This window comes from Streptomyces sp. NBC_01384, assembly GCF_045040035.1.
GTDB lineage: Bacteria > Actinomycetota > Actinomycetes > Streptomycetales > Streptomycetaceae > Streptomyces.
The window spans coordinates 3042616-3061676 of sequence record NZ_CP109559.1; the positions used below are offsets into that span (position 1 = coordinate 3042616).

Sequence of the window (19061 nt, forward strand, 5' to 3'; positions counted from 1 at the left end):
GCGCGGACGAGGTGCGCGCGCTCGTCGAGGTGGCCGTGGACCGCTTCGGTTCCCTCGACGTGGCGGTGAACAACGCGGGCGTCTTCCACGGCGGAACACCACTCGCCGACCTCCCGGAAGCCGACTGGCACACCCAACTCGCCATCAACGTCACCGGCGAGAATTCGCTGAACGGGTGGGGACGGGTGGGGACGGGTTCGTCAGCCGACCAGGCGTTCCACCAGCAGGAACCCGCCGATGACGATCATCATGGCACCGGAGGCCCGGGTCACCGCCCGGGCTGCCGAGGGCCGGGTCTTCAGCACGGTGCGGGCCAGGACGCCGACGGCAAGGTAAACGACGGCGCAGGCGGCCATGTGGAGCGTGCCGAGCAGCCCGGTCTGCGCGGCGACGGGCCAGCCCGCCGCGGGGTCGATGAACTGCGGGAACAGCGAGAAGTAAAGCAGCAGCGCCTTGGGGTTGAGGCCGCTGATACCGGCGCCCTTGAGCGCGATCTGCCAGCGTGAGGAGGCCATGGTCTCCGTGGACGCGGCCAGAGCGGCGGGCTGCCTCAGTACGCCCCAGCCGAGCCACATCAGGTAGGCGGCCCCGGCGACGGTCAGCGCGGTGAGCACGGTCGCCGAGCTCGCCACGACCACCACCAGCCCGGCCACGGCGAGCAGCGTGTATCCCGCGTATCCGGCTATCAGCCCGGCGACCGCCGGGACGACCGACCGGCCCCGCAGCCCCGCGGCGATCGCGTAGGCCCAGTCCGCGCCGGGGGTGAACACCAGCAGGAGGTCCACTGCCAGGAAGGCCGCCACCGTCGTCGTGTCCATGGATCGATCCCTCTCACATTCTTTGCCTTGAGGGGGAAGATTAGGCGTGATGTGCCCGAAAGTGTTTGCGCATTTACCTCATGATCGCGCCTGATGAGGGAGAATCTTCTTCATGGATGCCCTGGACCGAAAGATTCTTACCGAGCTGCAGTTGGACGGCCGCCTGACGGTGACCGAGCTCGCCGCCCGCGTGAAGCTGAGCGTCTCGCCCTGTCACCGCCGCTTGCGTGACCTCGAGCGAGAAGGCGCGATCCGCGGCTACCGCGCGGTCGTCGACCCGGCCGCCGTCGGCCTGGACTTCGAGGCCCTGGTCTTCGCCACCCTGCGCTGGGAGGATCGCGACACCGTCGACGCCTTCGAGGAGGCCGTGGCCGCGGTCCCGCACGTGATCCAGGCCCAGCGCCTGTTCGGCGAACCCGACTACCTCCTGCGCGTAGCCACCCCCGACCTCGCGGCCTACCAGCAGCTCTACGACCAGCAGCTGGCCAAGCTCCCAGGCGTCCAGCGCCTGACCTCCACCCTGGTCATGAAGAACGTTGTCCACGACCGACCACTGCCCGAGTAGCCACAGCTGGGGGTAATCCTCCGGTGGCAGGACCTGGACAGTGAGCTGGACCGGCGCCTGGCTCAGGTGAGCGGCCAGTGAGCGACGCCCTGCACATCGTCCTGGACGACACCGCGATGGTAGCGGCCGGCCAGGGCAACGTCCTCGCTTCCCGCCTGATCCACCGCGCCCATGCCGAACCGGGCTGATTCCTGTACGCCCCGGCGTGCGCATTGGTAGAAGCAGACCGCGCCCGGCCCGGCACGGGCGAGCATCTGGCCTCCCTTCCCGGCATCACCGTCCTCGACCTGGACCTGGCTGCCGCCCTGGCCCTCGCACGGCAGGAGACCTGGGCCGCAGCTCACAGCCACTACGCCGCGCAACCCACACCGGACCGTCCCGACGGCGCGATCATTGCGACCACCGCCCCGCACCGGTGGACCGGCGAACCGGTCCGCGTACTGGACCTCACGCCCTGACCACAGCAGCAGATACCCGCGGGCCCGCCGGATCCGGCGATGCGGCACTGCTTCATCGTTGACACGCGGGTGATCGCGGCCGGTCGTCGGGCCGGCCTCTCACACCTTCAGCGCGTCGTACCTCACTCCGGTGAGCTGCTCGGAGGCGCTCCAGAGGAGCTTCCCGGCCGTGTCGTTGAGGGTCCACCCGGCCCGCCAGGACTTCGCGGGCGCGCCGCGCCACATCGCGAACGAGGGCCCGGTGAAGGAGTCGGGCCGTACGCCGGGTGCGGTGGCGGCGTACAGCGTGGGCAGCGCCCCGGCGTCCGGGCTCTGCGCGAGGAACCGATTGCCGATCTCCATGACCCGCTCGGCACCCTGGCGCCCCTCGAGCCTCGGCCCGGCGGTCTGGAGGTTGGTGGAGGCGTACCCGGGATGAGCGGCGGCAGCGACGACGTCGGACCCGACCCCGGCCAGCCGCCGAGCCAGCTCGTGGGTGAAGAGAAGATTGGCGGTCTTGGACCGGCCATAGACAACCCAGCGCCGATAGGCAGCCCGCTCGCTGTTGAGGTCATGGATGTCGATGTTGGCGAGTACGTGGAACATGCTGGACACGGTCACGACCCGCGCGCCGGGGGTGGCAAGAAGCGCGGGAAGCAACAACCCGGTGAGCGCGAAGTGCCCCAGATGATTAACCCCGAACTGAGTCTCGAACCCGTCGGCGGTACGCCCCAGCGGCAAGGCCATGACACCGGCGTTGTTGACGAGCAGATCAAGCCGCTCACCGTACTCAAGGTCATACATCGCCGCGAACTCCGCCACGGAGTCGAGATCCCCGAGGTCCAGCCGTACGAACTCCACGTCCGCGCCCGGCACTTCGGAGGTGATCCGGTCCCCCGCCGCACTCCCCCGCGCCTCACTTCGACAGGCGAGCACGACACGCGCCCCCTTGCGGGCCAGCTCGCGCGCGGTGATGTATCCGATGCCGCTGTTGGCACCCGTGACAACAGCCGTACGACCTCTCTGGTCAGGGATGTCGCTCACATTCCAACCAGCCATGACCGACCTTCCTGTTCAAATGGATGGGACCGCAGTGTTCGAGCGGTGGGCGCGACTCGTACTACTCATGACGAGCGGTCGACGAGCATGAGAGCGAGTGGCCCGGCAGGAAGCAGGAACTGGCCGTCGGCCGCAGCACTGATGGCGTCGGCCAGGGGCCACCAGGACAACTTGAAGTCGGCTTCGGTGGGGGTCAGGGATTGGCTGCCCAGGGTGAGGTCGCGAGCCTCGTAGAGGTGTACGCGGCTGGTGGAGCCGAGAGTGATGGCGTACGAACCGAGCGCACGCCACATCTGTGCCGTGACGCCCGCCTCTTCAGCGAGTTCGCGGCGCGCGCACTCTTCGGGGCTCTCGCCTGGTTCCCTGCGTCCGCCGGGCAGGAACAGATACTCGCCGCCGTGATGGGGAAAGTCGGCGCTGAGCACGGCTACCAGGCCGTCGTTGTCGATGGCAACGACCACAGACGCGTCAGTGGCCGGGCTGCTGCTGTGTTCTCCCATGCGGGCTGAGAGTAACGGACTGGGCGTGCCAGGCGGCGTACGGCACATTCAGAACCATGGGGTGAGCGATACCGCGCCCGCGATAGCCGTCTTCGCCGAACGCGTCGCCGTGGTCGGCGCACATGATGATCAGCCACGGCTCCTCACTGGTCAGGGTGCTGATCAGGCGGCCGAGGTGCGGGTCGGCGTATGCCAGGGCGGCTTGCTGGGAGCGTGCGCTGTCAGTGCTGTCGCCGATGCAGTGGCCGTGGGGGACGTGGGTTGCGGAGACGTTGACGAACAGGAACAGGGGCTGCCTGTTGTAGCGGCCGGCGACGGCGATGGCCTGGTCGACCTGGTGACGTGTGGAGTCGGGTTCACGTTGGTATCGCCGCGCGACTCGGCCAGCGCCACCCGTACCGACAGTTCCGTCACGTCGGGCAGGAACTCGTGCAGCGGCGGGTCCAGGAGACGGGGGAGCGGACATACAAGGGGCGGCACCCCCGCACAGGGTGCCGCCCCTCCTTGATGCACCGGGACCGTTGTCGTGTCGGTGAGGGTCGGGGTGACCGACAACGGTCCCGGGGGTTTCAGGGGGTCAGCGGTGGTCGCTGCCCTTCGCCGTCGAGGCCGCGCGGCCCGCCTCCAGGCGCGCTACCGGGATCCGGAACGGCGAGCAGGACACGTAGTCCAGTCCCACCTCGTGGAAGAAGTGGACCGATTCCGGGTCGCCGCCGTGCTCGCCGCAGACTCCGAGCTTCAGGTCGGGGCGGGTTGCTCGGCCGGCCTTTACGGCGGAGCGGACCAGGGAGCCCACGCCATCCTTGTCGATCGTCTCGAAGGGGCTGACGCCGAAGATGCCCTTCTCGAGGTACGCGGTGAAGAAGGAGGCCTCCACGTCGTCCCGGGAGAAGCCCCACACCGTCTGCGTGAGGTCGTTCGTGCCGAAGGAGAAGAACTCCGCCGCCTCGGCGATCTGACCGGCGGTGAGAGCCGCTCGCGGGAGTTCGATCATCGTGCCGATCGCCAGCTTCAGGTCCGTACCCGTCGTCGCCTGCACCTCCGCGATGACCTGGTCGGCCTCCTCGCGGACGATCTCCAGCTCCTGGACCGTGCCGACCAGGGGAATCATGATCTCCGCGCGCGGGTCGCCCTTGGCGTTCTTGCGTTCGGCCGCCGCCTCCGCGATCGCCCGCACCTGCATCGTGAACAGGCCGGGGATGACCAGGCCGAGGCGTACGCCGCGCAGGCCCAGCATCGGGTTCTGCTCGTGCAGCCGGTGCACCGCCTGGAGCAGGCGCAGGTCGTTCTCGTTGGCATCGCCGCGCGACTCGGCCAGCGCCACCCGTACCGACAGTTCCGTCACGTCGGGCAGGAACTCGTGCAGCGGCGGGTCCAGGAGACGGATCGTCACCGGGAGGCCGTCCATCGCCTCGAAGAGTTCGACGAAGTCCTGCTTCTGGAGGGGGAGGAGTTCCTTGAGGGAGTCCTCGCGTTCCGCGTCCGTGTCGGCCAGGATCAGGCGTTCGACCAGTTCGCGCCGGTCGCCGAGGAACATGTGCTCGGTGCGGCACAGGCCGATGCCCTGCGCGCCGAAGCGGCGGGCACGGAGGGCGTCCTCCGCGTTGTCCGCGTTGGCCCGGACGCGCAGGCGGCGGACGCGGTCCGCGTACGCCATGATCCGGTGCACCGCCGCGACCAGCTCGTCCGCGTCGTCGGCACCCGCGTGCATCCGGCCCTCGAAGTACTCGACGACCGGGGAGGGGACCACCGGGACCTCGCCCAGGTAGACCTTGCCCGACGAACCGTCGATCGAGACGACGTCGCCTTCCTCGATCACCAGACCACCCGGGGCCGTCATGCGGCGCCGCTTGGTGTCGACTTCGAGCTCCTCGGCGCCGCACACGCACGTCTTGCCCATGCCGCGCGCGACCACGGCGGCGTGGGACGTCTTGCCGCCGCGCGAGGTCAGGATGCCTTCCGCCGCGATCATTCCGTCCAGGTCGTCGGGGTTCGTCTCGCGGCGGATCAGGATGACCTTCTCGCCCGAACGCGACCACTTGATAGCGGTGTACGAGTCGAAGACCGCCTTGCCGACCGCCGCACCCGGCGACGCCGCGATGCCCCGGCCGATCTGCTCGACCTTCGCCTGGTCGTCGAAGCGGGGGAACATCAGCTGGGCCAGCTGGGCACCGGTCACGCGCTGGAGGGCTTCCGCCTCGTCGATCAGGCCCTGGTCCACCAGCTGCGTGGCGATACGGAAGGCCGCGCCCGCCGTGCGCTTGCCGACGCGGGTCTGGAGCATCCAGAGCTGGCCGCGTTCGATGGTGAACTCGATGTCGCAGAGATCCTTGTAGTGGTTCTCCAGGGTCTCCATGATCTGCATCAGCTGGTCGTACGACTTCTTGTCGATCGACTCCAGCTCGGCGAGCGGGACCGTGTTGCGGATGCCCGCGACCACGTCCTCGCCCTGGGCGTTCTGGAGGTAGTCGCCGTAGACGCCCTGGTGGCCGCTGGCCGGGTCGCGGGTGAAGGCGACGCCCGTGCCGGAGTCGGGGCCCAGGTTGCCGAACACCATCGAGCAGACGTTGACCGCGGTGCCGAGGTCGTGCGGGATGCGCTCCTGGCGGCGGTAGAGCTTGGCGCGGTCGGTGTTCCAGGAGTCGAAGACCGCGTGGATGGCGAGGTCCATCTGCTCGCGCGGGTCCTGCGGGAAGTCCCGGCCGGCCTCGGTCTTGACGATCCTCTTGAACTTGGTGACCAGCTTCTTGAGGTCCGCGGCATCCAGTTCCGTGTCGACCGTGACCTTCTTGGCCGTCTTCGCCGCCTCCAGCGCGTCCTCGAAGAGCTCGCCGTCGACGCCGAGGACCGTCTTGCCGAACATCTGGATGAGACGGCGGTACGAGTCCCACGCGAAGCGGTCATCGCCGGCCTGCTTGGCGAGGCCCTGGACCGACTTGTCGGAGAGGCCGATGTTGAGCACGGTGTCCATCATGCCCGGCATGGAGAACTTCGCACCGGAACGCACCGATACGAGCAGGGGGTTATCGGCCTGGCCGAGCTTCTTGCCCATCTTCGTTTCGAGGGCTTCGAGGTGCGCACTCACCTCGTCACGCAGTGCCGCCGGCTCCTCACCGCTGTTGAGGTACGTCTTGCACGCCTCGGTGGTGATCGTGAAGCCGGGAGGGACGGGAAGGCCCAGGTTGGTCATCTCGGCGAGGTTCGCACCCTTGCCGCCGAGGAGGTCCTTGAGGTCCTTGTTGCCCTCGGTGAAGTCGTAAACGAACTTCGCTCCCTCGACGCCGCTGTCGCCGCTCTCGGCTGCGTGGGGATCTTTGTTTTCCGACACGAGTCTCGACTCCTCGACGTCGCGGTGGCTGCCCTGACGGCGAGGAACATACCCAGATCGAAGGCGTCTGGGTACGTCTACTTGCACGTCATGCGCCTGTAACCACCCGTCCGCCACTCGATTGAAAGTCAAGCCTTGGCAAGTGGTCGCCGGGCGACGTTTTCACTTCTTGAATGAATCAACACCCGTAGATCACCCTGCATGCTCACATGAGCATCATCTCACACGTCTGAGTTTAATCGATGAACGATCAAGGGGTGGCACTGAGTGCCACTCCTTAGGGAAGTGCAGCCGCTCAAGATCCGCTCATCTGAGCGTGACCCCTATCAAGGGTGGCGAGAATCACGCAGTAAAGACGGCCGGAATTTCACCATGCGGACCACGATGTGGACGCGACACGCGAATGTCACACATCTTGAACGTCACACATGGAGGGGTGACTGTCACTTTCGACAGGTAACACCACCCGCCCCCCGTCGGCCCCCTGGCCGCCCCCCTCACCCGTCACACGCCCAGCGCCGCCAGCCGCTCCTCCACCCGCTCCGGCGCGTACAGGTACTCCACGACCAGCGCCCCCGCCCCGACCAGCCCCGCCCGCTCCCCGAGCCGCGAGGTCACCACGTCCAGATGAGCGGTCGAGCGGGGCAGCGCCCGCTGGTACAGCAGCTCGCGCACGCCCGTGAGGAAGGGGGTTCCGGCCAAATCCCCGGCGATCATCAGGACTCCGGGGTTGAGCAGGGTCACCACCGTCGCGAGTACGTCCCCGACCTGCCGCCCGGCCTCCCGCGCGAGCGCCATCGCCTCCGGGTGCCCGGCGGTCAGCAGGTCGCGCACATCCGAGCCGGAGGCGGCCCGTACGCCGGACTCGGCGAGCCTGCGCGCCACCGCGCCACCGCTCGCGACGGCGGCCAGACACCCGTACGAACCGCATCGGCACAGCGCGTCCGCGCCGACCCGGATATGCCCGATGTCGCCGGCGCCCCCGTCGACACCCCGGTAGATGGAGCCGCCGACGACCATGCCCGCGCCGATCCCCGTCGAGACCTTGACCAGCGCGAACGCCGAGCAGTCCGGGTAACCGGTGCGCTGTTCGCCGTACGCCATCAGGTTGGCGTCGTTGTCGACGAGTACGGGAACCCTGGTGCCGCTCCTGGTGATCCCGGTGCTCTTGGCGCCGGTGTGCTCGGCGAACGCGCGTCCCAAGCGGCCCCGTATGTCGTAGCCGTCCCAGCCCGGCATGATCGGCGGCTGCACCACCCGGCCGGTGTCGGTGTCCACCGGACCCGGTACCGCGAGCCCGATCCCGCACACCGCGTCCGGTCGCTGCCCGGCCTTCTCCAGCAGTTCGGCGAACCAGCGGCCTAGCTCGCCCAGCACGGCGTCCGGGCCGTCCTCGATGCGCAGCCCTCCATGGTGCTCGGCCTGGATCTCGCCGGTCAGCGAGACGACGGCGGCGCGGCCGTGCCGGGTGTCGAGGTCGGCGGCGAGGACGACGGCGTGCTCGTCGTCGAACTCGAGGGTTATGGAGGGGCGCCCGCCCAGCGGGGAGTCCACCGGGCCGCCCGCGCCCTCGCGCAGCCACCCCGCGCGAAAGAGCCGGTCGAGGCGCTGGCCGACCGTGGCCCGCGACAGGCCAGTGGCCTGCTGCAGCGCGCCGCGCGTCGTGGCACGGCCGCTGCGCACCAGTTCGAGCAGTTCTCCGGCGCTTGCCTGGTTCCCGGCCCTCATGGCCTTCGCCGCCCTTCCTGCCATCCCCGCCATGCCCGTCATGCTCAACCCCTTGCGTTCACCAACTCTGCATTACATATTGAGTTTTGCGTGTTAAATAGACGTAACCCTACGGTAGCTAGTGCCGAACCGGTCGGCCGGACGTCTTCGGGGAGACCTGAGTGGACAGCACAACCCAACTCACCATCCACCGCACGGGGACCACCACCCCCGTGCGCATCTCGGGCTCACCCGCTCCGCCCGGTTCGCACGAGATCACCCACTCCGGCGCGCACGTATACGATCCCGACCGCTCCGCCGGGTCGCTGCACCTCAGGGCCGCCCGGGTGCTCGAAGGCAACTGGACGGGAACGTCCACGGTCCCCTCCCGCGGCCTGTACCCCCACCAGTGGTCCTGGGACTCCGCTTTCATCGCGATCGGCCTGCGCCACCTGTCACCCTTGCGGGCACAGACGGAGCTGGAGACACTGCTCGGCGCCCAGTGGGGCGACGGTCGTATCCCGCACATTGTGTTCAACCCCTCCGTTCCGCTGGACGCGTACTTCCCGAGCCCCGACTTCTGGCGCTCCTCGACCGCGGGGCGCATTGCGGGCGCCCCGCGCACCGTACAGACGTCGGGCATCGTGCAGCCACCGGTGCACGCGCTCGCCGCCTGGCTGGTGCACCAGGCCGACCCGGGCCTGTCCCGGTCGCGTTCCTTCCTCTCCCGGATGTATCCCCGGCTGGCCGCCTGGCACCGCTATCTCCTGCACCGCCGGGACCTCGGCGGCGGCGGGCTCGCCTCCGTGGTCCACCCGTGGGAGCAGGGCATGGACAACAGCCCGTGCTGGGACGCCCCGCTCAGCCGCGTCACCCCGGCCGCGCCACGCTCCTTCCGCCGCGCCGACCTCGACCACGGGTCCGCCGAGGACCGGCCGACGGATCTGGACTACGGGCGGTACGTGCGGCTGGCAACGGACTACCGGGACGGCGGGTACGCCGACGGCGCCGGCGAGTTCGCCGTCGAGGACCCGGCGTTCAACGCGCTGCTGATCGCCTCCGAGCACGCGCTCGCCGCGATCGCGCAGGAGCTGGGGGCGGCGGGGACGGCACGGCACGCCCGCGCGGAACGCCTGACGGCCGCCCTGGTGGAGCGGCTGTGGGACCCGGAGGAAGGAATGTTCTTCTGCCGGGATGTGCGGGATGTGTACGGCGGGGGTGAGAGCAGTGCTCTCGCTTCGGAGCGGCGCTCTTCCGAGAGCGGTGCTCTCACCGCGGAGCAGGGCTCTCGGAGCAGTGCTCACGGTGTGGAGCAGCGCCCCTCCGAGAGCGGTGCTCACTCTTCGGAGCGGCGCTCTCCCAGTGGTGCGCTCATCCCCGAGCGCAGTGTCGCCGGGCTGCTCCCGCTCATCCTCCCCGCGCTCCCGCGCGACATCGCGGCCACCCTCGTCCGTACGGCGGGCGGGCCGCACTTCGGGCTCGGCGGGGTCGCCCGGCTGGTGCCGAGCTACGACCTGACCGGGCACGCCTTCGACCCGCACCGCTACTGGCGCGGTCCGGCCTGGTTCAACACGAACTGGCTGCTGGAGCGCGGGCTACGGCTGCACGGGGAGCACGGGCGCGCGGAGGAGTTGCGGGCCGCGCTGCTGGAGACGGCCGACGCGTCCGGGTTCGCGGAGTACGTCGATCCGTACACCGGCGAGGCCTGCGGAGCGCTCGGCTTCAGCTGGACGGCCGCGCTGACGCTGGATCTGCTGCACGACCCGGCAGGGGCCGACCAGGTGGATGGGGCGGATCAGGCGGGCCGAGTCGTGTCCCATCCGGGGTACCGCACGTTCGACAAGACAAACGACATGACACCGCACACAGCGCACACGCCGCACACGCCGCACACGCCGCACACGCCAGACATACCGCACTCGTCACACGCGACACGCACGACGTCATACACGACACACACGTCACACAGTTCATTCGAGACGGGCGCCAAGGGAGGGGACCGGGGATGACGGACCGGCATCATCTGCTAGTGCACGGAGGGACGTTCGCCGCCGTGGGCGACGGCGGGGACATCAGCGGGGTACGGAACGGCAGCTCCCCGGACGGATTGTTCGTACGGGACGCCCGGCACCTCAGCCGCTGGCAGCTGACCGTCGACGGCGCGGTGCCCGAGGCGCTCTCGCCGGTCACGGACGGTGACACGGCGAGTTGTGTACTCGTCCCGCGCGGCGGCCGCAACGAGCCGCCCGCGTACACGCTCTTCCGCGAACAGGCCGTGACCGACGGCGCGTTCGTGGAGGCGCTACGCGTCACCAGCAACCGCCCGACGCCCACGACCGTGCGCATCGCGCTCACCGTGGACGTCGACTTCACGGACCAGTTCGAGCTGCGCTCCGACTACCGTACGTACGCCAAGATCGGCGCCGTACGGGGGCGTCAAGTCCTCGACGACGGGGTGGAGTTCAGCTATCAGCGCGGGGAGTGGCGGTCCTGTACGACGGTCACCTCCGAGCCGCCGCCGGACGGGGTCGAGGAGACGGGCACGGGCGCCCGGCGCCTCGTATGGACCCTGGATCTCGAACCGCGTGCCACGGTGGAGCTGTCGCTGCGCGTCGCGGCCCGCCCGCACGGCGCGCTGAAGGACCCGGAGGTGCCGCGCTCCCCCGCCGCCGCGAATGAGCGACTGCTCGCGCTGGAGGGTGAGTTCGCGGAAGGCGTGCCCTTCCCGACCGGCTGGCCCGAGCTGGCCGCGGCCTGTGCGCGCGGGCTGTCCGACCTGGCGGTGCTCCAGGTCCAGGCGACGGGTCCGGACGGCGAGGAGCTGCGCGTTCCGGCGGCCGGAGTCCCCTGGTTCCTCACCCTGCTGGGCCGCGACGCCCTGCTGACCTCCCTCTTCGCGCTCCCCTACCGTCCCCAGCTCGCCGCCGCCACACTGCCCGCGCTCGCCGCGACCCAGGCGGTCGAGGTGGGAGCGGGTGCGGTGGCCCAGCCCGGCAAGATCGTGCACGAGGTACGGCACGGTGAGCTGGCGCACTTCGGGCAGGTGCCGTACGGGCGGTACTACGGTTCGGTGGACGCGACGCCGCTGTTCCTGGTGCTGCTCGGCGCGTACACGGAGCAGACGGGCGACACGGCCCTGGCCCGGCGGCTGGAGGCCCACGCCCGTGCGGCCATCGGCTGGATGCTGGACCACGGCGGCCTGACCTCCGTCGGCTATCTCGTCTACCGCGCGGACGGCGGCGGCCTCGCCAACCAGAACTGGAAGGACTCCCCCGGCGCGATCTGCTCCGCCGACGGCAGCCGTCCCAGTGGCCCGGTGATGGCGGCGGGCGCGCAGGGATACGCGTACGACGCGCTGCGCCGCACCGCTCACCTGTCCCGTACGGTCTGGGGCGACGAGGTCTACGCGGCCCTCCTCGAACAGGCGGCGGGCGACCTCCGTGACCGTTTCCAGCGGGACTTCTGGATGAGTGAACACGCCTTCCCCGCGCTGGCGTTGGACGGTGACGGCCGTCAGGTCGACGCCCTCGCCTCGGACGCCGGGCACCTGCTGTGGTCGGGGCTGCTCGACAAGGAGTACGGCGAACTGGTCGGCCACCGTCTGCTGGAGCCGGACTTCTTCTCCGGCTGGGGCGTGCGCACCCTGGCCGCGGACCAGCCGGCGTACCACCCGCTGTCGTACCACCGTGGTTCGGTCTGGCCGCACGACAACGCGCTGATCACACTGGGGCTCGCCCGCTACGGCCTGCACGACGAGGCCCGTACGGTCGCCCACGCGCTCGTCGACGCGGCCACCGCCGCGGGCCACCGCCTCCCCGAGGTCCTGGCCGGCTACGGCCGTGACACCCACTCGGAGCCGGTGCCCTACCCGCACGCGTGCGTACGGGAATCGAGGTCGGCGGCGGCCCCGCTGGCGTTGCTGACCGCGGTGGGGGGCGCCTGACCAGTAGTACTGAGCTGGTAGCACTGAGCCGGGGCGCCCGACGCAGCCGTCGAGGGCGCCCCGGGGCCGATCAGCCGCCGGACGTGTCCAGTTCCGCGTCCTCGCCGATGCCCGCGCAGTCGTACGGGTCCTTGAGCCAGCCGTCGGGCAGGACGACCCTGTTGTTGCCGGAGGTGCGGCCGCGGGGTCCGTCCGCGCCCGTCGGCCAGGGCTGGTCGAGGTCCAACTCGGCCAGGCCGTCGGAGAGTTCGGCGAGCGACGACGTGATCGCCAGACGCTTGCGCATTTCGGAGCCGACGGCGAAGCCCTTCAGGTACCAGGCCACGTGCTTGCGGAAGTCGATGACGCCGCGCGCCTCGTCGCCGATCCACTCGCCGAGCAGGGTGGCGTGGCGGACCATGACGGTCGCGACCTCGCGGAGGGTCGGGCGGGCGTAGGCGTCCGGGCGCCCCTCGAAGGCGGCCACCAGGTCGCCGAACAGCCACGGCCGGCCGAGGCAGCCGCGACCGACCACGACCCCGTCGCAGCCGGTCGCGCGCACCATCCGCAGCGCGTCCTCCGCCGACCAGATGTCGCCGTTGCCGAGGACGGGGATCTCCGGCACGTGCTCCTTGAGGCGCGCGATGGCGTCCCAGTCCGCGGTGCCGCCGTAGTGCTGGGCGGCGGTGCGGCCGTGCAGGGCGATGGCGGTGACGCCCTCCTCGACCGCGATCCGCCCGGCGTCGAGGAACGTGATGTGGTCGTCGTCGATACCCTTGCGCATCTTCATCGTCACGGGGAGGTCGCCCGCCCCGCTGACGGCCTCACGCAGGATCGCCCGCAGCAGGTTGCGCTTGTACGGGAGGGCGGAGCCGCCGCCCTTCCTCGTCACCTTCGGGACCGGGCAGCCGAAGTTCAGGTCGATGTGGTCGGCGAGGTTCTCCTCCGCGATCATGCGGACGGCCTTGCCGACGGTCGCCGGGTCCACGCCGTACAGCTGGATCGAGCGCGGCTTCTCGGTCGCGTCGAAGTGGATCAGCTGCATGGTCTTCTCGTTGCGCTCGACCAGCGCCCGCGTGGTGATCATCTCGCTGACGAACAGGCCCTTGCCGCCGCTGAACTCGCGGCACAGCGTGCGGAACGGCGCGTTCGTGATCCCGGCCATGGGGGCCAGGACGACGGGCGGCTGGACGGTGTGGGGGCCGATCGACAGCGGGGTGGCGGGGGCGAGGGCGATCGTGGACATTCCCCCATTGTCGCGTACGCGGACGGGTGCGGTGACTGACGGGTGGTGCGGTGACTGACGAGTGCGGTGACTGACGGGTGCGGTGGCTGGCTGGTGCGGTGGCTGACGGGGCTGACGGGTGCGGTGACCGTGGTGACTGTGGTGACTGTGGTGACTGTCATGAACAAGTGCAGTGCTCCACAGAGGAGAGTCATTAGTTAGACGCACTATCGACGCGGGCGTACTCTGGAGGAATGCCCGAGCTCAGCCACCGCCGCCGTCTGCTCGTGCTCGCGATCTGCTGCATGAGCCTGCTGATCGTGAGCCTCGACAACACGGTTCTGAACGTCGCCCTGCCCTCGATGCAGAAGGACCTGCACGCGAGCGTGGCCGGCCTCCAGTGGACGATCGACGCGTACACGCTGGTCCTGGCGTCGCTGCTGATGCTCGCGGGCTCGACCGCCGACCGCATCGGCCGCCGCCGGGTCTTCCAGGTGGGCCTGGTGATCTTCACGATCGGCTCGGTCCTGTGCTCCCTCGCCCCGAACCTCGAGTCGCTCGTCGCCTTCCGGATGGTGCAGGCGGTCGGCGGCTCGATGCTGAACCCGGTCGCGATGTCGATCATCACCAACACCTTCACCGACCCGCGCGAGCGCGCCCGCGCGATCGGCGTCTGGGGTGGCGTGGTCGGCATCTCGATGGCCGCGGGCCCGATCGTCGGCGGTCTCCTGGTGGACTCGGTCGGCTGGCGCTCGATCTTCTGGATCAACCTCCCGGTGGGCCTCGCCGCGCTCCTGCTCACCTGGCGCTACGTCCCCGAGTCCCGCGCCCCCAAGGCCCGCCGCCCCGATCCGATCGGGCAGCTCCTGGTCATCGCGCTGCTCGGCTCACTGACGTACGCGATCATCGAGGCGCCCAGCTCCGGCGTCCCGCGGACCGCGGCCTTCGGCGCGATCGCCGTCGCCGCGCTGCTCGGCCTCCTGTGGTACGAGCCCCGGCGCGCCGAACCCCTCATCGACCTGCGTTTCTTCCGCTCGGCACCGTTCAGCGGGGCCACGGTCATCGCCATCAGCGCGTTCGCCGCGCTCAGCGGTTTCCTCTTCCTCTCGACACTCTATCTGCAGAACGTCCGTGGTCTGGACGCGTTGCACGCCGGCCTGTGGATGCTGCCCATGGCGGTCATGTGCCTTGTCTGCGCGCCACTGTCGGGACGGCTGGTCGGCAGCCGGGGGCCACGGCTGCCGCTGCTGATCGCGGGGGTCTCGATGACCGCGAGCGGGATTCTCTTCGCCGCGTTCAAGGCTGAGACGTCGAACGTCACGCTCGTCATCGGGTACGTCCTCTTCGGCCTCGGCTTCGGCTTCGTCAACGCCCCCATCACCAACACCGCCGTCTCCGGCATGCCCCGCACCCAGGCCGGGGTCGCGGCCGCCGTCGCCTCCACCAGCCGCCAGATCGGCGGCACCCTCGGCGTCGCCGTGGTCGGCGCGGTGCTCGCCTCCGGCATCCAGGCCTCGGCGTACCAGGAGACGTTCGTGTCGGCCGCCCGCCCCGGCTGGTGGATCCTCACCGGCTGCGGCCTCGCCGTCCTCGTCCTGGGCGCCCTGACGAGTGGACGCTGGGCGCGCGGCACGGCGGAGCGGACGGCGCGGCAGCTGGAGACGGCGGAGGTCCGGGACGCGGTGCGGGTACGGGCCTGAGACGGGCTCGGGCCCGAGACTGGCTCGGGCAGCCTCCGGAGGGAGACCTTGGGTAGCCCTCCGCAGGGAGACCTAGGCCGCCTCGGTCTTCACCGCCAGCGCGATCTCGTGCAGCTTCGCCAGGCGCTCGCGGCTCTGCTCGTCCGTGGGTGCGTACGTCACCATGCGGGCGCCCATGTCGGGGGCCAGCCACAGGTCGGTGTGGGTGAGGGCGAGCAGTCCGACGTACGGGTTGAGGAACTGCTTGGTCTTGCTGCGGGCGCCGCCGAACACCTCGTACCGCTCCCAGATCTCGCGGAACTCCGCCGACTCCGTCCGCAGCCGTTTGACCAGCATCTTCCAGGCGGGCTCGCCGAGGTGACCGGCCATGGAGCCGCGCAGCTTGGCGGCCATCACGCGCATCGTCTCGTCGAGGAGCACGATCGACTCGCGCCACTCGGGGTGGGTGTAGACGAGGATCATGCAGTTGCGGTCCTCGGGCGGCACGGAGTCGAGGTCGCGCATCATCAGCCGGGCGTACGTGCGGTTGTACGCCAGGATGTCGTACCGGCTGTTCTGGATGCAGGCCGGGACCGGCTCCAGCTGGGTCAGCACCTCGAGCAGGGCCGGGGTGATGGTCGGACACCGCGCGGCGGGCGTGGGGTCGACGGCTCCGGCCAGCCGGAAGAGGTGGGCGCGCTCACTGGAGTCGAGCAGCAGGGTGCGGGCCAGGGCGTCGAGGACCTGTTCGGAGACCTGGATGTCGCGGGCCTGTTCCAACCAGGTGTACCAGGTGACGCCGACGGCGGAGAGCTGCGCGACCTCCTCGCGGCGCAGGCCCGGCGTGCGCCGACGGCGGCCGCGGGGCAGTCCGACCTCCTCGGGCGTGATGCGTTCGCGCCGGTTGCGCAGGAAGGTGGCGAGCTCGTGCCGCCGGATCTCGCTGGCGCGGGGGGCGGCGGTGCCGTGCGGCTCGGGTTCCACCGGCTGGGGAGAAGTAACGGATACCGCCTGCCGGGCAGAGGCCGTGGACTCCGCCCGCGGGGCCCCGGCCGCGGACTCCACGCGCGAGGCCCCGGCCGCGGACTCCACCGGCTGGGGAGGGGGCGCGGTGCTCTCCTGCGCCATCGTCGTCATGCCTCCAGCCTGCCGTTCACCGGAACCTGTTGCCAGGTAGTGCTTGTACCAGGATAAGGAGACTCTGGTACCAGTCTGAGGTCAGGAGAAGTCTGGAGGACGTGACCGAAACCGGAACCCTCAGGACCCCAGTCCGCTCACCGTCCGGACCACCCGCGCTCGGCGGCCTCGGACTCTTCACCGTGCTGCTCGGTGCGGCACTGCCCCTCATCGACTTCTTCATCGTCAACGTAGCCCTCCCGACCATCGGCCGGGACCTGAACGCGAGCGAAGCCGTCCTCGAACTCGTCGTCGCCGGGTACGGAGTCGCGTACGCCGTCCTGCTCGTCCTGGGCGGACGCCTCGGCGACCTCTTCGGGCGGCGTCAGTTCTTCCTCGGCGGCATGGCGGCCTTCGGTCTCACCTCGCTGGCGTGCGGGCTCGCCCCCAGCGCCTGGACGCTGGTGGCGGCGCGCGTCGCGCAGGGCGCGGCGTCCGCGGCGATGCTGCCGCAGGTCCTCGCCACCATCCAGTCGGCGACCGCGGGACCGCGCCGCGCCAAAGCCATGAGCCTGTACGGCGCGACGGCCGGCCTGTCCATGGTGGCCGGGCAGATACTCGGCGGCCTCCTGGTCGCCGCGGACATCGCGGGCACCGGCTGGCGCGCGGTGTTCCTCGTGAACGTGCCCGTCGTGATCCTCGGCCTGGTCCTGGCCGTGCGCGCCGTCCCCGAGACGCGCTCGCAGCACCCGGAGCCGATCGACGCCCCCGGCACGGTCCTGCTCGCCGTGTCCCTCCTCGCCCTCCTCGCCCCGCTCACCGAAGGCAGGGCGGCGGGCTGGCCTCTGTGGACCTGGCTGTCGCTGGCGCTGTTCCCCGTCGCGGCGGCGGCGTTCTACTTCGTCGAGCGCAGGGAGGACCGCGAGGGCCGTACGCCCCTGGTCCCGCCGAGCCTGTTCGCACTGACGTCGCTCCGCCGGGGTCTGATCATGATGGTGCCGTTCTCGATCGGTTTCAGCGGCTTCATGTTCGTGATCGCGGTGGCGCTGCAGCGGGGTGCGGGCCTCGGCCCGGTCCCGGCGGGCCTGGCCCTGGCACCGATGGCGGTGGCCTTCTTCGTCGTCTCCCTCTGCGGACCCCGGCTCATCGCCCGCTACGGCACCCGGATCGTCACCGCGGGCGGACTGATCCAGGCGGTGGGCGTGGCCCTCATCGCGCTGGCCGCGTTGCGGTCCTGGCCGGACCTGGGCGTGTGGCAACTGCTGCCGGGCGCGGCGGTCGCGGGCGCGGGCCAGGCGCTCCAGCTCCCGGTCCTCATCCGGATCGTCCTCTCCGAGGTCCCGCCCGCCCGCGCCGGCGTCGGCAGCGGCGTCATGGCGACCACCCAGCAGTCGGCCCTCGCCATCGGCGTCGCCACCCTGGGAACCCTCTTCCTGTCCCTCGCCTCGACCCACGGCATGCGGGACGCCCTGGTCACGACCCTCGTGGTCCAACTGGCGGGCGTGGCCCTGACGACGGCCCTGAGCCTGCGGCTGCCGCGCACGATCAGCTGAGTTGTGGGAGCAGCTGGAGCATCCGCTCCAGGACGGGGACGGGCACGGCCGGATGCCGGGCCGCGGGCTCCGCGGTGTCGGGGTCGCGCAGCAGCCGGACGATGACCCGAGCGGGAAACCGCGCGTTCCCGGAGGCCGCGTGGCGTATTGACCCGTGCGGGTCGTCGAGCAGTCGTACCGCGGATGCCGCCGTCAGCCGCGGGTCCTTCGCGGCCCGGTATCTGACCTCTCTCTTGAATACGACTCCTCAGTGACGGACCAGGCAGAAGGGGCGACCAGGGTCTCCGACTGCTGTGCGCGCCGCAGGGCGCCTGCGACGAAACCGTTCGTCTTCAGCTCCTCGACGAGGTCCCTGAGGAAGCGGACGGTCTCGGGACGACGGGTCTTCGTCGTGCCGACGGCCTGCCGGATCCGCATGAACCGGTCTTCGATCAGGCGGAGTTCGGGATGCGCCGCGACGAACTCGGTCATCGGCTGCCTGATGCCGGCCGCGGCCTCCAGCCCCTCGGCCCGGAACGCGTCGACCCCGTCCTCCCCGCGCACCACGCTCGCGTGCCGCAGCGTGCGGGAGAGGAAGAGGTCGTAGGCGGACCCGCGCTTCACACCGATCCGTACGCCGGGCCGGTCGACCTCGGCGACGGTCGTGAGGTCCGAGTCGCGGGGCACGGCGTACACGCCCTCGATCACGACGTACGGCGCCGTGAACGCGACCTCGGCCTCACGCGCGGGCTCGATCGCCAGGAAGCAGAGGTCGGCACGGCCCTCCGCCATCGCCTCGTACGACTTGCGTGCCGCGTCGAAGCAGAGCAGTTCCACGGGGAGGTCCAGACGGGCGCCGATCTCCCGCGCGAGGTCGACGGTGATCCCGGCCGGGGCCTGTGGGGTGCCCTGGGCCAGCACCGGATTGCCCAGGTTGATCGAGGCCCTCAGGGTGCCGAGCGGTGCGAGGTCCTTGGCGATGGCGGGAGTTCCGGTCGTCATGGGGCGGAGTGTAGATCGGGGCGGCCAGGGAGCGTGGAGGGTGGGCGCGCGGGAACGGATCGTGATCGCTTACGGCCGCACGGTCAAGTCGCGACCGAAGAACCCCCGTTGATCTTCTCCATGCTGCACACTCCTTGCTGCGAACACCCCGCCGCGAACGCGCTGCCGCGA

General features: G+C 70.3%; 14 protein-coding genes and 2 pseudogenes. 7 read left to right on the forward strand and 9 right to left on the reverse strand.

The features are described 5' to 3' along the window. Positions 1 to 11 precede the first annotated feature (11 nt). A pseudogene (locus OG747_RS13805) lies at positions 12 to 158 on the forward strand (SDR family NAD(P)-dependent oxidoreductase); the annotation flags it as partial. Between the two features lie 42 nt (positions 159 to 200). Here OG747_RS13805 and OG747_RS13810 read toward each other — a convergent pair. Beyond that, positions 201 to 818, reverse strand: coding sequence for a LysE family translocator (locus OG747_RS13810; RefSeq protein ID WP_405879621.1), 618 nt, complete (start codon positions 816 to 818; stop codon positions 201 to 203). 112 nt (positions 819 to 930) lie between these two features. Here OG747_RS13810 and OG747_RS13815 point away from each other — a divergent pair, with 112 nt between their 5' ends. Next, the gene (locus OG747_RS13815) at positions 931 to 1383 is read left to right on the forward strand and encodes an Lrp/AsnC family transcriptional regulator (RefSeq protein ID WP_405879622.1); all 453 of its coding nucleotides are present in this window, start codon (positions 931 to 933) and stop codon (positions 1381 to 1383) included. A gap of 77 nt (positions 1384 to 1460) precedes the next feature. Beyond that, positions 1461 to 1841 (forward strand): annotated as a pseudogene (locus tag OG747_RS13820) (hypothetical protein). Positions 1842 to 1940: 99 nt separating this feature from the next. On the opposite strand, the gene OG747_RS13825 reads toward OG747_RS13820, so the two are convergent. The 5 genes from OG747_RS13825 to OG747_RS13845 form a co-directional block, all read right to left on the reverse strand. Then, positions 1941 to 2879: an oxidoreductase gene (locus OG747_RS13825; RefSeq protein ID WP_405879624.1), complete on the reverse strand. Its 939-nt coding sequence runs from the start codon at positions 2877 to 2879 to the stop codon at positions 1941 to 1943. A 65-nt stretch (positions 2880 to 2944) separates the two neighbouring features. Further along, positions 2945 to 3379: an NUDIX hydrolase gene (locus OG747_RS13830; protein WP_405879625.1), complete on the reverse strand. Its 435-nt coding sequence runs from the start codon at positions 3377 to 3379 to the stop codon at positions 2945 to 2947. After that, entirely contained in the window at positions 3348 to 3845 is a 498-nt protein-coding gene (locus OG747_RS13835) for a sulfatase-like hydrolase/transferase (RefSeq protein ID WP_405879626.1), read from the reverse strand. Before OG747_RS13835 ends, OG747_RS13830 begins: the two co-directional genes overlap by 32 nt. Before the next feature lie 111 nt (positions 3846 to 3956). Next, the gene (gene ppdK, locus OG747_RS13840; protein ID WP_405879627.1) at positions 3957 to 6707 is read right to left on the reverse strand and encodes a pyruvate, phosphate dikinase; all 2751 of its coding nucleotides are present in this window, start codon (positions 6705 to 6707) and stop codon (positions 3957 to 3959) included. A 504-nt stretch (positions 6708 to 7211) separates the two neighbouring features. Continuing rightward, positions 7212 to 8435: an ROK family protein gene (locus OG747_RS13845; protein WP_405885533.1), complete on the reverse strand. Its 1224-nt coding sequence runs from the start codon at positions 8433 to 8435 to the stop codon at positions 7212 to 7214. Between the two features lie 218 nt (positions 8436 to 8653). On the opposite strand from OG747_RS13845, the gene OG747_RS13850 reads away from it, so the two are divergent. Then, complete coding sequence (locus OG747_RS13850) at positions 8654 to 10423, forward strand: MGH1-like glycoside hydrolase domain-containing protein (protein ID WP_405885534.1); 1770 nt, start codon at positions 8654 to 8656, stop codon at positions 10421 to 10423. Beyond that, a complete protein-coding gene (locus OG747_RS13855) occupies positions 10420 to 12357 on the forward strand; it encodes a glycogen debranching N-terminal domain-containing protein (RefSeq protein WP_405879628.1) in 1938 nt (645 codons plus the stop codon). The genes OG747_RS13850 and OG747_RS13855 overlap by 4 nt, the downstream gene beginning before the upstream one ends. A gap of 70 nt (positions 12358 to 12427) precedes the next feature. On the opposite strand, the gene dusB is transcribed toward OG747_RS13855, so the two are convergent. Next, positions 12428 to 13582 carry a tRNA dihydrouridine synthase DusB gene (dusB, locus tag OG747_RS13860; protein ID WP_405879629.1) on the reverse strand — a complete coding sequence of 385 codons (1155 nt, stop codon included), beginning with the start codon at positions 13580 to 13582 and terminating at the stop codon, positions 12428 to 12430. 233 nt (positions 13583 to 13815) lie between these two features. Between dusB and OG747_RS13865 the strand changes: the two genes are divergently transcribed. Beyond that, positions 13816 to 15261 carry an MFS transporter gene (locus OG747_RS13865; protein ID WP_405879630.1) on the forward strand — a complete coding sequence of 482 codons (1446 nt, stop codon included), beginning with the start codon at positions 13816 to 13818 and terminating at the stop codon, positions 15259 to 15261. A gap of 72 nt (positions 15262 to 15333) precedes the next feature. Here OG747_RS13865 and OG747_RS13870 read toward each other — a convergent pair whose 3' ends face one another. Further along, a complete protein-coding gene (locus OG747_RS13870) occupies positions 15334 to 16377 on the reverse strand; it encodes a helix-turn-helix transcriptional regulator (protein ID WP_405879631.1) in 1044 nt (347 codons plus the stop codon). 101 nt (positions 16378 to 16478) lie between these two features. Here OG747_RS13870 and OG747_RS13875 point away from each other — a divergent pair, with 101 nt between their 5' ends. Continuing rightward, a complete protein-coding gene (locus tag OG747_RS13875; protein WP_405879632.1) occupies positions 16479 to 17909 on the forward strand; it encodes an MFS transporter in 1431 nt (476 codons plus the stop codon). Positions 17910 to 18101: 192 nt separating this feature from the next. Here the strand turns inward: OG747_RS13875 and OG747_RS13880 are convergent, their stop codons facing one another. After that, positions 18102 to 18890, reverse strand: a complete 789-nt coding sequence (locus OG747_RS13880; protein ID WP_405879633.1) for a transporter substrate-binding domain-containing protein — start codon at positions 18888 to 18890, stop codon at positions 18102 to 18104. Positions 18891 to 19061 lie beyond the last annotated feature (171 nt).

Bases quoted from the DNA above. Each gene is read 5' to 3' on its own strand.
- OG747_RS13865 (WP_405879630.1), top strand. From the start codon at position 13,816: ATGCCCGAGCTCAGCCACCGCCGCCGTCTGCTCGTGCTCGCGATCTGC.
- OG747_RS13870 (WP_405879631.1), bottom strand. From the start codon at position 16,377: ATGACGACGATGGCGCAGGAGAGCACCGCGCCCCCTCCCCAGCCGGTG.
- dusB (WP_405879629.1), bottom strand. From the start codon at position 13,582: ATGTCCACGATCGCCCTCGCCCCCGCCACCCCGCTGTCGATCGGCCCC.
- OG747_RS13855 (WP_405879628.1), top strand. From the start codon at position 10,420: ATGACGGACCGGCATCATCTGCTAGTGCACGGAGGGACGTTCGCCGCC.
- OG747_RS13815 (WP_405879622.1), top strand. From the start codon at position 931: ATGGATGCCCTGGACCGAAAGATTCTTACCGAGCTGCAGTTGGACGGC.
- OG747_RS13830 (WP_405879625.1), bottom strand. From the start codon at position 3,379: ATGGGAGAACACAGCAGCAGCCCGGCCACTGACGCGTCTGTGGTCGTT.
- OG747_RS13835 (WP_405879626.1), bottom strand. From the start codon at position 3,845: ATGTCCGCTCCCCCGTCTCCTGGACCCGCCGCTGCACGAGTTCCTGCC.
- OG747_RS13880 (WP_405879633.1), bottom strand. From the start codon at position 18,890: ATGACGACCGGAACTCCCGCCATCGCCAAGGACCTCGCACCGCTCGGC.
- OG747_RS13845 (WP_405885533.1), bottom strand. From the start codon at position 8,435: ATGAGGGCCGGGAACCAGGCAAGCGCCGGAGAACTGCTCGAACTGGTG.
- OG747_RS13825 (WP_405879624.1), bottom strand. From the start codon at position 2,879: ATGGCTGGTTGGAATGTGAGCGACATCCCTGACCAGAGAGGTCGTACG.
- OG747_RS13810 (WP_405879621.1), bottom strand. From the start codon at position 818: ATGGACACGACGACGGTGGCGGCCTTCCTGGCAGTGGACCTCCTGCTG.